At 75.4% G+C, this 13,245-nt stretch carries 11 protein-coding genes; 4 read left to right on the top strand and 7 right to left on the bottom strand.

The features are described 5' to 3' along the window. Positions 1–91: 91 nt before the first annotated feature. Genes KME80_RS08060 through KME80_RS08070 form a run of 3 tightly spaced genes read right to left on the bottom strand, consistent with a single transcriptional unit; the run spans position 92 to position 2,532 of the window. On the bottom strand, positions 92–1,381 hold the full coding sequence (locus KME80_RS08060; RefSeq protein WP_219502087.1) for an FAD-binding oxidoreductase: 1,290 nt from the start codon (positions 1,379–1,381) through the stop codon (positions 92–94). Between the two features lie 12 nt (positions 1,382–1,393). Beyond that, the gene (locus KME80_RS08065) at positions 1,394–2,086 is read right to left on the bottom strand and encodes an SDR family oxidoreductase (RefSeq protein ID WP_219502088.1); all 693 of its coding nucleotides are present in this window, start codon (positions 2,084–2,086) and stop codon (positions 1,394–1,396) included. After that, positions 2,080–2,532 carry a carboxymuconolactone decarboxylase family protein gene (locus KME80_RS08070; RefSeq protein WP_219502089.1) on the bottom strand — a complete coding sequence of 151 codons (453 nt, stop codon included), beginning with the start codon at positions 2,530–2,532 and terminating at the stop codon, positions 2,080–2,082. The genes KME80_RS08065 and KME80_RS08070 overlap by 7 nt, the downstream gene beginning before the upstream one ends. A 121-nt stretch (positions 2,533–2,653) precedes the next feature. On the opposite strand from KME80_RS08070, the gene KME80_RS08075 reads away from it, so the two are divergent. Further along, positions 2,654–5,386 carry an AfsR/SARP family transcriptional regulator gene (locus KME80_RS08075; protein WP_219502090.1) on the top strand — a complete coding sequence of 911 codons (2,733 nt, stop codon included), beginning with the start codon at positions 2,654–2,656 and terminating at the stop codon, positions 5,384–5,386. 124 nt (positions 5,387–5,510) lie between these two features. Next, positions 5,511–6,866, top strand: coding sequence for an FAD-binding oxidoreductase (locus KME80_RS08080; RefSeq protein ID WP_219502091.1), 1,356 nt, complete (start codon positions 5,511–5,513; stop codon positions 6,864–6,866). A 5-nt stretch (positions 6,867–6,871) separates the two neighbouring features. On the opposite strand, the gene pdxR is transcribed toward KME80_RS08080, so the two are convergent. Further along, a complete protein-coding gene (gene pdxR, locus KME80_RS08085) occupies positions 6,872–8,299 on the bottom strand; it encodes a MocR-like pyridoxine biosynthesis transcription factor PdxR (protein WP_219502093.1) in 1,428 nt (475 codons plus the stop codon). 170 nt (positions 8,300–8,469) lie between these two features. Between pdxR and KME80_RS08090 the strand changes: the two genes are divergently transcribed. After that, a complete protein-coding gene (locus KME80_RS08090; RefSeq protein WP_219502095.1) occupies positions 8,470–9,282 on the top strand; it encodes an MBL fold metallo-hydrolase in 813 nt (270 codons plus the stop codon). On the opposite strand, the gene KME80_RS08095 is transcribed toward KME80_RS08090, so the two are convergent. Beyond that, entirely contained in the window at positions 9,279–10,589 is a 1,311-nt protein-coding gene (locus KME80_RS08095; protein ID WP_219502097.1) for an FAD-binding oxidoreductase, read from the bottom strand. The two genes, KME80_RS08090 and KME80_RS08095, sit on opposite strands and share 4 nt — an antisense overlap. Beyond that, positions 10,589–11,047 (bottom strand): cupin domain-containing protein, encoded by a 459-nt coding sequence (locus KME80_RS08100; protein WP_219502100.1) that lies wholly within the window; start codon positions 11,045–11,047, stop codon positions 10,589–10,591. Before KME80_RS08100 ends, KME80_RS08095 begins: the two co-directional genes overlap by 1 nt. 78 nt (positions 11,048–11,125) lie before the next feature. Here KME80_RS08100 and KME80_RS08105 point away from each other — a divergent pair, with 78 nt between their 5' ends. Further along, positions 11,126–12,100: an ArsR/SmtB family transcription factor gene (locus KME80_RS08105; RefSeq protein ID WP_219502101.1), complete on the top strand. Its 975-nt coding sequence runs from the start codon at positions 11,126–11,128 to the stop codon at positions 12,098–12,100. A gap of 169 nt (positions 12,101–12,269) precedes the next feature. Here KME80_RS08105 and KME80_RS08110 read toward each other — a convergent pair whose 3' ends face one another. Beyond that, positions 12,270–13,238: an MBL fold metallo-hydrolase gene (locus tag KME80_RS08110; RefSeq protein WP_219502103.1), complete on the bottom strand. Its 969-nt coding sequence runs from the start codon at positions 13,236–13,238 to the stop codon at positions 12,270–12,272. Positions 13,239–13,245: the final 7 nt, after the last annotated feature.

Genomic DNA, 13,245 nt, shown 5'->3' on the forward strand with positions numbered 1-13,245 from the left:
ACCGAGCGACACCCGAAGCACCGCGACATACCCGACGGCAGGAAGGGCTCCGGGGTGGATCCGGAGCCCTTCGTCGCAGGCGGGTACGGGCTCAGCTCGTGATCGGGAAGTTGGCGCGGATGACGCCGCCCGGGTCGCGCTCGCGCTTGATCCGCTCCAGGCGTGCCCGCACCTCGGCGGGGAAGGCCTGGGCGGCGCTCTCGCCGGGGGCGAGGAAGGTGTACGGCTTGCGCCCGCTGACCGCCTCGCCCAGCTGGGCCACCAGCGCGGCCTGCTTGGCCTGCACGGCCTCGGCCAGGTGCGGCAGCCGGAGTCCGAGCAGGTAGAGCAGGTACGGCTCGCCGAGCGCGCCGCCGGGGCCGCCGTCCGGGCGCGCCTCGGTCAGGGCGCCTCCCAGGTGCCGGATCTGCAGGTTCAGCAGCGGCGCGAGGTCGGCGTCCGCGAGGACGTCCACGGGCAGCCCCGTCAGCAGTTCGGTGCGGGCCAGCATCGGGCTGGGGTCGACCGGCTCGGCGGCGATGGCGCCCAGGTCGGCGACGTCCATCGGGCCGCGGCTGTCCGACAGGCTGCCGCCGATCGCCGCCAGCGGGGCCAGCAGGTCCTCCGCCTCGGCCGCCCCGCCGAGGAAGGTCACGTCGATGCCGACCGTCGCCGGGGCGGGGGGCGGCGGGGCCATCCGGTTGAGCCACAGCGACAGCTCGCGCGGCGCGTCGGCCGTGATGGCCCGGAACGCCTCGAACACCTCGCCGGTGCGCTCCGCCGGCCACACGACGCGCCCGCCGTACAGGCCGGGCACCTCGTACAGGTCCAGCTCGACGGCGGTGATGATGCCGTAGTCGCCGCCACCGCCGCGCAGCGCCCAGAACAGGTCGGCGTCGGAGTCCGCCGTGACCCGCACCTGTTCGCCCCCGGCGTCGACGATCTCGAACGCGCGCACGGAGTCTGCGGCCCAGCCGTACGCGCGGCCGAACCAGGAGACGCCCCCGCCGGCGACGAATCCGGCGACGGACACCACCGGGCTGCTGCCCGCCGGCCCGGTGAGGCCGTGCTTGCCGGTGGCGGCCAGCACCTGCCCCCACCGCGCGCCCGCCCCGGCCCGGACCACCCGCCCGGCCGGGTCGACGGTGATCTCGTCCAGGCGGGCGGTGCGCACCAGGATCGTCCCGTCGACGTCACCGGAGGCGCCGTGACCGGACGGCTGGGCGGTGACGGTCAGCCCGGCCTGGCGGGCGTAGCGGACGAGCGCCACCACGTCGGCGGCGTCGGCCACCTCGGCGACCGCGACCACCGGCTGGCGCACCCCGATCGCCCAGGGCGCGGCGGCCCGGTCGAACCCGTCGTCGCCAGGCAGGAACACCTGGCCTCGCACGATGTCACGCATGCATGTACTCCTTCAGAAGGGGATGGGGCCTTCGTCCTGGACGAAGGCGGCGGTGGGGCCGTCCGGGCCGAGCAGCGCCATGGCCACGATCGGCGCGGCGCCCTCCTCGGGCGTCTTGATCCCGGCGCCGTGGTTGATGTCGGTCTTCACCCAGCCCGGGTCGACCGCGTTGACCTTGACGGGGGTGTCCAGCAGCTCCTTGGCGTAGGACACGGTGATCATGTTGAGCGCGGCCTTGGCCGAGCAGTAGGTCACGTTGAGCATCGGCCACAGCGGGTGCCGACGGTCCAGGGCGCGGGTGATCGAGCCGCGTTCGCTGGAGACGTTCACCACGCGCCCCGCAGGGGAGCGGCGCAGCATCGGCAGCATCGCGTTCGTGACCTCGATGACGCCGAACACGTTCGTCTCGTAGATGAGCCGGGCCTGCTCGGCCGTGGCCTGGCTCGGCGGCCCGTCGGGCAGGACGATCCCGGCGTTGTTGACGAGGATGTCGAGCCCGCCGTACTCCCGCTCGATCCGCTCGGCGGCGGCGCGGACGCCGGCCGGGTCCGTGACGTCCAGGCGCACGTACGGCAGGCCGAGCCGCTCGGCGGCGGCCTCGTCGCGCGCGCCGACGATCGCGGTGACGCCGCGTTCGGTCAGCAGCCGGGCGGTCGCCAGGCCGATGCCCCGGGTGGCCCCGGTGACGAGGGCGACGCTCACCATGCCGCGCCCGCGATCTGACGGGTGGCGGCGTTGAGGCGGTTCCACAGGTTGACGGTGGCGATCTGCAGCAGCAGTCCGGCCAGCTCCTGCTCGGAGTAGTGGTCCGCGGCCTCGTCCCACACCGCGTCGCTGACCAGGCCGCCGTCGGGCAGCCGGGTGGCCTCCTCGGTCAGGGCGAGCGCGGCGCGCTCGGCGTCGGTGAAGTACGGCGTCTCGCGCCAGGCGGCCACGGCGAACAGCCGCTCGTCGCTCTCGCCCTGCTTGCGCAGGTCCTTGGCGTGCATGTCCACGCACACGCTGCACCCGTTGATCTGGCTGGCCCGCAGCAGCACCAGGTCGACCGTGACCTTCGGCAGCCCGGCCTGGTCGGCCGCCTTGCCGAGCGCGAGCAGCGCCTGCATCGCGCCCGGCAGCACCAGGGCGGGGTTCTTCATCCGTGCTTCCATGAGTGACTCCTCAGCAGAGTTGGTTGCCGCTTTCCGCTGACGAGTCTCGGCAAGGGCTTTGATGCGCCGGCTATGCGCGAGCTATGGAGCGCCGATATGCCGTGACTTGTACGATCCTGGGGTGTCTGCGCGTTTCCTGATCCTGGGTCCCGTGGAGGTCTCGGCAGGCGACCGGCCGCTGCCCGCCCTCGCCCCCCGGCACCGTGCCTTCCTCGGCCACCTGCTGCTCCACGCGGGACGCGCCCAGAGCGTGGAACGGCTGATCGACGCGGTGTGGGGGCCGGCGCCGCCGGACACCGCGCGTGCCCAGGTGCACGCCGCGCTCGCGGCGATCCGGCGCGTCCTGCGCGCGGCGGGCGTGGCCGACCAGCTCCGGACGAGCGTGGCCGGATACGTGCTCACCACCCGGCCCGGCCAGCTCGACCTGGAGGACTTCACCACGCTCACGGCCACGGCCGAGGACGATCCACGGCACACCGCCGGGCGGCTGCGCTCGGCGCTGGAGCTGTGGCGCGGGCCCGCGTTCGCCGACGTGCAGGCGGAGTACGCGCCGGACGCCCGCGCGCGGCTGGAGGACCGGCGGCTGACCGCCGTGGAACGGCTGGCCGACCTGGAGCTCGCCGAGGGACGCCACGAGGACCTGATCGACCGGCTCGGCGCGGAGCTGGCCGCCCACCCGCTGCGCGAGCGGCTGACCGGGCAGCTCATGCTGGCCCTGCACCGCGCCGGACGGCAGGCCGACGCGCTGGCCGCCGGACGCGCCTACCGGTCCCGGCTGGCCCATGAGCAGGGCCTCGACCCGGGGCCCGCGTTCCTGTCCGTGGAAGAGACCGTGCTCCAGGGCCCTGACGTACGGGCTGACGAGAGCCCGAAGGGGAAGAGCGCGACGTACCTGCCCTACGACGTCGCCGACTTCGCCGGCCGCACCGCCGAGCTGACCCAGCTGATCGCCGGGGACGGCCCCATGCCGTCGATCACCGCGATCGACGGCATGGCCGGCATCGGCAAGACCGCCCTCGCCGTGCGCGCCGCCCACCAGCTGGCCGACCACTACCCCGACGGCCGGCTCTTCGTCGACCTCCACGCGCACACGGCGGGCAGGCAGCAGGTGAGCACGTCCGAGGCGCTGGAGGCCCTGCTGCGCCAGCTCGGCGTCCGCGCCGAGGCCGTCCCCGCCCACCTGGAGGAGCGCGCCGCGCTGTGGCGGGCCGAGCTGGCCGGCCGCCGCGTCCTCGTCGTCCTGGACAACGCCGCCGACTCCGCGCACGTACGCCCGCTGCTCCCCGGCCCCTCCGGCAGCCTCGTCCTCATCACCAGCCGGCGCCGGCTGACCGATCTCGACGGCGTCCGGTCCCTGCCCATGGAGGTGCTGCCGGCCGCCGACGCCACCGACCTGTTCACCCGGATCGTGGGCGAGCGCGCCGTACGGGAGCCGGACGCGGTGGCCGAGGTCCTGCTGCTGTGCGGGTTCCTGCCGCTCGCCGTACGGATCGCCGGGGCGCGGCTGCGGCACCGGCCCCGCTGGAGCGTCGCCTACCTGGCCCAGCGCCTGCGCGACGAACGGCGCAGGCTGTCGGAGCTGGCCACCGCCGAGCGCGGCGTGGCGGCCGCGTTCGCCCTGTCCTACCAGCAGCTCGACGACACCGAGCGCCACCTGTTCCGCCTGCTCGGCCTCCACCCCGGCCGCGACGTCACCCCGCCCGCCGCCGCCGCGCTGGCCGGGCTCGACGTCGCCGACGCCGAGGACACGCTGGAGTCGCTGCTGGACACGCACATGCTCCAGCAGCACGAGCCGGGCCGCTACCGCTTCCACGACCTGCTGCGCCAGTACGCCCACGACACCGCCGCCGAGGAACCGCCCGCCGAACGCCACGCCGCCATGACCCGGCTGCTCGACCACCACCTGTGCACCGCCTCAGCCGCCATGGACCTGCTCTATCCCGACAGCGCGCACCGGCGGCCGAGGACCGGCCGCCCGGCGGCGCGCTTCCGCGACGCCGCCGAAGCGCTCGCCTGGCTCGACGCCGAACGCGGCAATCTCGTACGGACCGCCGCGCACGCCTGCGACACCGACTGGCCGGCCCACACGGGCGCGCTGGCCACGACCCTCTACCGCTACCTGTACGACCACGCGCTGCACGACGACGCCCGCACCCTGTACGGCAGGGCGCTGGAGGCGGCCCGGCGGCTGGCGGACCCCGCCGGTGAGGGCCGGGCGCTGACCGACCTCGGCTGGGTGCACCACCTGCAGGGCGACCACCGGCTCGCGGCGGAGCACTTCGACCGGGCCCTGACCGCCTGCCGGGCCGCCGACGACCGCCGCGGCCAGGCGCGGGCGCTGACCGGCCTGGGCGACGTACGGGCCGCGACCGGCGACCACGAGGGCGCGCTCGCCGCGCTGCGCCGGGGGCTGGAGCTGTTCCGCGAGCTCGGCGACCACTTCGGCGAGGCGGTGACCACGGACTACCTCGGCGTCGCCCAGGAACGGCAGGGCCGCTTCGCCGAGGCGGACGCCCTGCACCGCGAGGCGCTGGAGATCTTCCGCGCCATCGGCAGCCGGGGCGGCGAGGCCGACGCCCTGCACCACCTCGGCATCGCCTGCCTGCGGCTCGGCCGGCCGGGCGAGTCGGGCGCGCACCACGGCGACGCCCTGGAGCTGTACCGCCGCTTCGGCTACCGGCGCGGCGAGGCCAAGGCCCTCAACGGCCTGGCCACGGCCGCACTGGCGCTCGGCGAGGCCGGCCGGGCGCGGCGTCTCTACCGGGACGCGCTCGACGCGGCCGTCGAGGTGGGCGACCTCGCCGAGCAGTCCCGCGCCCGCGCCGGCCTCGCCGGCCTGGCGGCCGGCCCCTGAAGGACCAGGGTCCCGGCTCCGGTCCAGATGCCCGGGCGTTGCAGATGCGGGGCCGGAATTGGTCCTCCGGGCGGCTGCGCGATCGGCCCTTATCGGGGGTACCGATCGGTGTCACGCTCAGGGCATGACAACGACAGCGACTCGCTTCGACGGCCGGCTCCTCACCCCCGGCGACGCCGGCTACGACAGCGCCCGCACCGTCTGGAACGCCATGGTCGACCGGCGGCCCCGGATGATCGTCCGCGCGGCGGGCGTCGCCGACGTGGTCGCCGCCGTGCGGCTGGCGCGGGAGCTGGACCTGGAGATCGGCGTGCGCTGCGGCGGCCACAACGCCGCCGGGTTCGCCGTCCCCGACGGCGGACTCATGATCGACCTGACGCCCATGGGCGGCGTGCGGATCGACCCGGCCCGCCGCCGGGCCCGGGTGCAGGGCGGCGCGCTGCTCGGCGCGCTGGACCGCGCGTCCCAGGCGTACGGCCTGGCCACCACCGCCGGCAACGTCTCGCACACCGGCGTCGGCGGGCTCACGCTCGGCGGCGGCATGGGCTGGCTGGCCCGCCAGTACGGCCTGGCCTGCGACAACGTCATCTCGTACACGATGGTCACCGCCGAAGGGGACGTGGTGACCGCGAGCCGTGCCGAGAACCCCGGCCTGTTCTGGGGCCTGCGCGGCGGCGGCGGCAACTTCGGCGTCGTCACCGAGTTCGAGTTCCGGCTGCATCACACGGGCACGCGGACGCTGGTCGCCGAGTTCGACTTCCGCGCCGAGGACGCCGTCCCGGTCCTCGAGGGCTGGCGCGACCTGACCGCCGTCGCGCCCCGGCAGGCGACGTTCACCGCCGGCGTCGGCAGCGGCCCGGAAGGCCCGATCGCCACGGCCGGGTTCGTGTGGGTCGGCGACCCGGACGAGGGCCGCCGGCTGCTCCCCGCGATGCGGGCGCTCGGGCGTCCCGTCGCCTCACGCGTCACCACCCCGTCCTACCTCGAACTCCAGCGGCGCGACGACTCCACCGGCGGCCACGCCTACCGCCGCTACGCCAAGGCGCACTACCTGCGGCGATTCCCCACCGCGGCGATCGAGGCGTTCCTGCTGCGCGGCGGCGCCGACCTGAGCGCGGACCCGTACCTGCCGGGCGTCGGCCTGCAGGCGCACGGCGGCGCGATCGCCGACGTCCCCGAGGCGGACGCGGCGTTCGGCCACCGGGGCACGATGTTCGAGTTCGGGGCCGGGTCCCGCTGGACCGACCCGGCCGAGGACGACGCCAGGATGGGCGCCGCCCGCGCCGCCGGGGCGTCGCTCGAACCGTACGCGAGCGGGGTGTACGTCAACTCGCTGACGGCCGACGAGCTGGCCGAGGGGCAGAGCGGCGTGCGGCGGGCGTACCCGGCCGCGAAACTGGCCCGGCTGACCGAGCTCAAGACCGCGTACGACCCGGCCAACGTGTTCCACCTGAACCAGAACATCCGCCCGGCACGCTGATGGCCTCAGCGTTCCCGTACCTCGCGCACGGCCGCCGCGAGCAGCGCGACCCCTTCGGCGATGGCGGCCTCGCCCAGGATGGCGTAGCCGAAGATCAGGCCGCCCGGCCCGGCGCCGGTGATCCGGTACGGGCCGACGCCGTGGATGCCGAGCCCGCGCCGGGCGGCGGCGGCCACCACCTCCGCCTCGTCGAGGCCGGACGGAAGCCAGGCGACCACGTGCTGCCCGGCGGCGATCCCGGCCGGTCGCAGCTCGGGCAGCTGGGTGCGCAGGGCGTCCAGCAGCGCGTCACGGCGGCGGCGGTAGACCGGGCGCATCCGGCGCAGGTGGCGGTCGAACTCCCCGCGCGCCAGGAAGTCGGCGAACGTCAGCTGGTCGATGACCGGCGACCCCCGGTCGGCGAGCACCTTCGCCGCGGCGACGTCGCCCACCAGCCGGGCGGGCACGACCAGCCAGCCGAGCCGCAACCCGGGCGCGAGCGTCTTGCTGGCCGTGCCGCAGTAGACGACGTGATCGGGCGCCAGGCCCTGCATGGCGCCGACCGGCGAGCGGTCGTAACGGTACTCGGCGTCGTAGTCGTCCTCGATCACGAGCGCGCCGCGCCGCTTCGCCCAGCGGATCACCTCCGCCCGCGCCGGGGCCGACAGCACTCCGCCGGTGGGCCACTGGTGCGACGGCGTGAGCACGACCGCGTCGGCGTCGGCCCGGTGGAGCGCGCCGACCTCGACGCCGTCCGGGCCCACCGGGACGCCGACCACCTCCAGACCGGCGGCGCGGGCCAGCACCAGGGCGTCGTCGTTGGACGAGGGGTCCTCCAGGGCGATCCGCCTGGCGCCGTGCTGGACGAGCACCTGGATCAGCAGCGCGATGCCCTGCCCGTAGCCGCCGCAGACGACCACGTGGCCCGGCGCGGCGGAGGTGCCGCGCACCCGGTTGAGGTAGTCGCACAGGGCCGTGTGCAGCTCCGGCACGCCACGACCGTCGAGGTAGGCGAACCGGTCGTTGGGCGTGGCGGTGAGCACGGCGCGGACCGAGCGCAGCCAGGCGGCCCGGGGGAACTGCGACACGTCGGTGCGCCCGTACCCGAAGTCGACCCGGAAGCCGGGGCCGTGCGCCGCCGGGGTCGCGGGGCCCGCGCCGGCGGCCACCGGCGGCATCGACGCGGCGACCTGCGTGTAGCCGCCCGACCGGCTGGCGAGGTAGCCCTCGGCGACGAGCTGCTGGTAGGCCTCCACGACCACGCCACGGGAGACGCCGAGCCCGGCCGCCAGGGTGCGGGAGGGCGGCAGCGAGGCGCCCGCCCGCAGCCGGCCGGCCCGGATGCCCGCGCGGATGGACGTCTCGATCTGCCGGTGCAGCGGCACCCCGGCGTCGCGGTCCAGCTCGATGAGCAGGTCCTCGGCCAGGCCGGAACCGGTTCTCGAACGCCCCATAGGATCGGACCCTACCGGCGGGCGCCCCGTCCGGCCAGGCTGTGCGACCTGGCGGGGCACGGCTCCCTTCGGCATCTCAGCACCCATCGCAGGAGGCGGCGGATGAACGGCACCGAGCCCGGGCAGGCGCCCCGGCACCGCACGACGACCGCGGGCCGCCGGGCGTGGCCATGCTGACGCAGGTCGCCGAGGGGGTGCTGATCCACCAGAGCATGTTCGTGCGGACCAACGCCGTCGTCGTGCGGGGCGCGGCCGGGGTGCTGCTCATCGACCCCGGCGTGACCGGCGCCGAGCTCGGCTGCCTCGCGGACGACCTGCACGGGCTGGGACAGCCCGTCGTGGCGGGGTTCTCCACCCATCCCGACTGGGATCACCTGCTCTGGCACCCCCGGCTCGGCCAGGCGCCTCGCCACGGCACGGCGCGCTGCGCGGCCGCCGTACGCGACCAGCTCGCGGACCCGGACGCGAAGGCCCGCGTCGCCGACCACCTGATCGGCACGGAAGTCGCCGGGCAGGTGCCGCTCGACCTGCTCGGCGACATCACCGGCCTGCCCGCCGGGACCGCGTACATCCCCTGGGACGGTCCCCGGGTCCGGATCGTCGAGCACCGGGCGCACGCGCCGGGCCACGCGGCGCTGCTGATCGAGGAACGCGGGGTTCTCGTCGCCGGCGACATGCTCTCCGACGTCCTGGTCCCGATGCTCGACCTGGACGCCGGCGACCCGGTCGAGGACTACCTGGAGGCGCTGCGGCTGCTGGAGGAGGTGGCGGGCGACGCGGGCGTCGTCGTCCCCGGTCACGGCTCCGCCGGCGGAGCGGGCCAGGTCCGCGCCCGGATCACCCTGGACCGGGCGTACGTGCACGCCCTGCGGGACGGCCACGAGCCGAGCGACCCCCGGATCGGGCCGTCGGCCGAGCCCGGCTGGGAATGGGTGAGCGACGTGCACACCGGGCAGCTCCAGCGCCTGGCCCGCCCCCGCTAGCCGAGCACCGGGTAGTTCGCGCGGAACACGTGGTGCGGGTCACGGGCCCGCTTGATCTCCCGCAGCCGCGCGAGCGTCCCGGCGGAGAAGGACTGCGCCGCCGTGTCGCCGGGGGAGAGCATGGTGTACGGCTTGCGTCCGCTGACGCGGCTCTCCAGGTCGGCCACGACCTCGGCCTGCTTGGCGCGCGTCGCGTCGGCCGCGTGCGGCAGCCCGAGCCCCAGCAGCCCGAGCAGGTACGGCTCGGTCAGCGCGCCGCTCGCACCGGCACCGCCGCCCGGCTCGGCGAGCGCCCCGCCCAGATGCCTGATCTGCACGTTGATGAGCGGTTCGACCGGCTTGGCCAGCAGGCGCTCCACCGCGTCCGCGTCCAGGCCGGTGAGCAGCTCCGCCCGGGCGATGGACGGGGCCGGGTCGGTCGGCTCGGCGGTGATGCCGCCCAGCTCGGCAAGGGGGACGACGCCCCGGCTGTCGGAGAGCGCGCCCTCGATCTTGCCGAGGCGCGCCAGCAGGTCCTCGGCCCGGGCCGCCTCACCCAGGTAGGCCAGGTCCAGCGTCACCATCGGCGGCGCGCCGGGCGGCTGGAACCGGTTGATCCAGACGCTGAGCTCGCGCGGCGCCTCGGCGGTGATCTCCAGGAACGCGTCGTACACCTCCCCGGTCCGGTGCTGCGGCCAGATCACGCGCCCGCCGTACAGGACCGGCACGGGATACAGCTCCAGCTCGACGGCGGTCACCACCGCGAAGTCCCCGCCGCCGCCGCGCAGCGCCCAGAACAGGTCGGGGTCGGACTCGGCGGTCACCCGGCCCGGCTCGCCGTCGGCGTCCACGACGTCGAAGGCGCGCACGCTGTCGGAGGCGAAGCCGTACGCGCGGCTGAACCAGCCGATCCCGCCGCCCAGGGTGTAGCCGGTCACGCTGACCCCGGGCGCGCTGCCGGACAGGCCGGCCAGCCCCAGCGGGCCGGCCGCCGCCAGCACCTGCCCCCACTTCGCGCCCGCGCCCACCCGGGCCACGCGCTCCTCCGCGCGCACCTCCACCTCGTTCAACCGGCCGGTACGCAGCAGGATCACGCCTTCCACGTCACCCGAGGCGCCGTGGCCGCTCGGCTGCGCGGTCACCGTCAGGCCCGCCCGGCGCGCGTAGCGGACGAGCGCCGCAACGTCGCCGGCGTCCGCGGCCTCCACCACGGCGGCCACCGGCTGCCCGACGGTCAGGTTCCACGCGGTGGCCGCCTGGTCGAAGCCGTCGTCACCGGGCAAAAGCACGCGCCCCTTGAGGGCGCCGCGCAGGTCGTTGCTCGTCATCAGCTGTCTTCCTGGTTCTCGTCAAGGTCAAGGCCGGCGAAATGGTTGTCGTGGGCTTCGTGGAGCCTGCCCTGGTCGCGCTCGGTCACGGTGGCGAGCCGCGCGAAGTACTCCTCCCGGGGCACGCCCGGTGAGAGGGCCATGAGGAGGGTGGCGGGCTCGGGGCGGTCCTTCCGGATCGCGTGCACGGCGCCCGCCGCGGCGTGCGCGGTGTCCCCGGCCCGCAGGGTCCGCCAGGCCCGCCCGTCGAAGTAGCCGACCTCGCCCTCCTCGACGATGAAGGTCTCGCTGAAGGTCGTGTGGAAGTGCGGGGAAGGGCCCCGGCTGGAGGGCGACATGCGCCACCTGTAGAGGCTCACGGTCCCGCCGGTCTCCGCCGGGGTGGCGAGGACCTCGATGACCGATCCGCCGGGGCCCAGCCGGATCGTTCGCGCCGGTGTCGGCTTCGTCTCCGTCATGCCCCGAGTCTCGTGACTCCGCGGCCCGCTCGCGCTCACTTCGGCCCTGGCCTAATGGTGTGGCCCGACAATGGGGAGATGATCCGCTACCGACTGGGCGCCGGGGCCGCGGGCGTGCGGTGGGCGATGTCGCCGATCCACGAGGTGGTCAGCCTCGCCCGGCTTCTGACCGAGCCGCGGCGTCACCCGATGTTCCACCCGTGGCTGCGCCGTCGCCGCGACCGCCTGTCGGGGCTGGACCTGGGCGCGCTCACGATCTTCATGGCGGATGGCGCGTACCGGCCCGACTTCCTCGACCCGTCGCCGATGTCCAGCGAGCCGTCGTTCGAGGAGTGCGTGGCCGCCCTCCTCGCCACCCCGCTGGACCAGGTCCGCGCCGAGCTCGCCGACGCCGCGATCGGGCGGGAGGCCGGACTGGGCCGCCGGCTGCTCGGCGACCCCGGCCGGGTCAGGGCGGAGGCCGCCTGCGCGGTGCGCCGCCTCTGGAAGGCGGCCGTGGAGCCGGAATGGCCGTCCATGCGGCAGGCGCTGCGGGCCGAGATGCTGGACCGGGCCCTCCAGGTCAACCGCGAGGGGCTGCGCGAGGTCCTTCCGCGCCTGCACCACTCGACGGCGCTGGAGGGCGACACCGTCACCGTCGCGTCGGCCGTCGACGTCGACGTCGACTGCCCGGACGGGCTCATCCTCGTCCCGTCGCTGTTCATCACGGACCGGGTGCAGTGCGCCACCTCCGCCCACTGGGCCCCGGCGATCTACTACCCGGCGTCCGGACGTTACCTGTGGGCGGCGCCGGCCACGCCGCGATCCCTCGACCGGCTGCTGGGGACGACCCGGGCGGGCATCCTGGCCGCGCTCGTCACCCCGTTGCAGACGGGCGTGGTGGCCGGGCTGGTGGGCGTGACCGCCCCGACGGCCAGCGAGCACCTGACGGTCCTGCGCGACGCCGGGCTGATCGACAGCAGCCGGGCCGGCCGTACGGCCACGCACGAGCTCACCGACGCCGGCCGCGCCCTCCTGGCCGCCGCCTCGCCGCACCCCCGCCGCCCTCGGTGAGCACGCCGGGGGCGGGACCGGCCGCGGGCGGGACTGAGGAGGACGAGTGTGCGCCGCCGGCGTCCCCGGCTGGAGCCTGCCGCGCGGCGATCTCGCCCGCGCCATGCTCGACGTCCTGGCCGACCCCGCCACCCACCGCCGGGCCCTGGGTGTCGGCCCCGGCTGACGGTCAGCGGCGGTGCTGGTGCTGCTCCGGCAGATGGCTGTCCGGGTGGACCCACAGCAGGACGTTGTCCGGCCGCGAGGCGCCGGGCCGCTCCCGCTGCCGCCGGAAGAACTCCAGCACCTCCCGGTCGGAGTGGCGCAGGCTGAAGTGGATCAGGACGAACAGCGTACGCGGGTTCGCCTCGACGATCGGGCGCAGCCGGCTCCACACCGTGTGCCCGACCCGGTCCGCGCGCTCCAGCTCGCCGTCCTCCAGGAAGGTGCACTCGGTGATGACGACCGGGTAGCCGAACAGCCAGGGGTTGCGCTCGAAGACGCGCACGTGCGTGTCACCCAGATAGGCGAAGAGCGGCCGGGTGGTCAGGGCGTCGACCTCGACGCCCTTCTCGCGTTCGCGCGCCATCAGGCGCCCGAACTCGGCGCCCCTGCCCCGCTCCGCCAGTGACCGCCGCAGCTCCTCGAACTCCGGCCGCAGCGCCTTGACCCGCTCCGAGAAGGCGTAACCGACGCAGGGCACCTTGTGCTCGCACTCCACCACGCGCACCCGGTGTCCCCGGCGCCCGAAGCCGAACTCGTCGCCCCCGGCCACGCCGTGCAGGCGGTGGCCCCCGGCCAGGGCGGGGTCGAACCCGGCCCCGTGGTTGAGCTCGGCGGAGGCGCGGATGTAGGACTCCGCGTACGGCACCGCCTCGGCGGGCAGGTAGACGTCCACGCCGGAGGGGTTGGCGGCCAGGTGGTCGAGGTCCTTGGCGTGGTCGTGGTGGGTGTGGGTGAGGAAGACCGTGTCCGGCCGCCGCCCCTCGCACAGGCCGGCGTCGAGGCAGCACCGCAGCTCGGGGATGTGGAAGAACGTCTTGTCGTTCGCCCGGGAGTAGCCGGTGAGGGTCAGCTCGGTGCCGGGGATCCGCCACGTCTTCCACTGCCGGAACGGGTGTCCCCGCTCCAGCCGGTCGGGGTGCTCTGCCTGGTTCATGTGGGTG

Origin of the sequence: Nonomuraea ceibae, from assembly GCF_019396325.1 — a bacterium.
Classification (GTDB): Bacteria; Actinomycetota; Actinomycetes; order Streptosporangiales; family Streptosporangiaceae; genus Nonomuraea; species Nonomuraea ceibae.

What these genes read in the sequence shown, in the direction of transcription:
- pdxR (WP_219502093.1), bottom strand. Translation starts at nt 8,299, where the DNA reads ATGGGGCGTTCGAGAACCGGTTCCGGCCTGGCCGAGGACCTGCTCATC.
- KME80_RS08065 (WP_219502088.1), bottom strand. Translation starts at nt 2,086, where the DNA reads ATGGTGAGCGTCGCCCTCGTCACCGGGGCCACCCGGGGCATCGGCCTG.
- KME80_RS08105 (WP_219502101.1), top strand. Translation starts at nt 11,126, where the DNA reads ATGATCCGCTACCGACTGGGCGCCGGGGCCGCGGGCGTGCGGTGGGCG.
- KME80_RS08070 (WP_219502089.1), bottom strand. Translation starts at nt 2,532, where the DNA reads ATGGAAGCACGGATGAAGAACCCCGCCCTGGTGCTGCCGGGCGCGATG.
- KME80_RS08080 (WP_219502091.1), top strand. Translation starts at nt 5,511, where the DNA reads ATGACAACGACAGCGACTCGCTTCGACGGCCGGCTCCTCACCCCCGGC.
- KME80_RS08100 (WP_219502100.1), bottom strand. Translation starts at nt 11,047, where the DNA reads ATGACGGAGACGAAGCCGACACCGGCGCGAACGATCCGGCTGGGCCCC.
- KME80_RS08095 (WP_219502097.1), bottom strand. Translation starts at nt 10,589, where the DNA reads ATGACGAGCAACGACCTGCGCGGCGCCCTCAAGGGGCGCGTGCTTTTG.
- KME80_RS08060 (WP_219502087.1), bottom strand. Translation starts at nt 1,381, where the DNA reads ATGCGTGACATCGTGCGAGGCCAGGTGTTCCTGCCTGGCGACGACGGG.
- KME80_RS08090 (WP_219502095.1), top strand. Translation starts at nt 8,470, where the DNA reads ATGCTGACGCAGGTCGCCGAGGGGGTGCTGATCCACCAGAGCATGTTC.
- KME80_RS08110 (WP_219502103.1), bottom strand. Translation starts at nt 13,238, where the DNA reads ATGAACCAGGCAGAGCACCCCGACCGGCTGGAGCGGGGACACCCGTTC.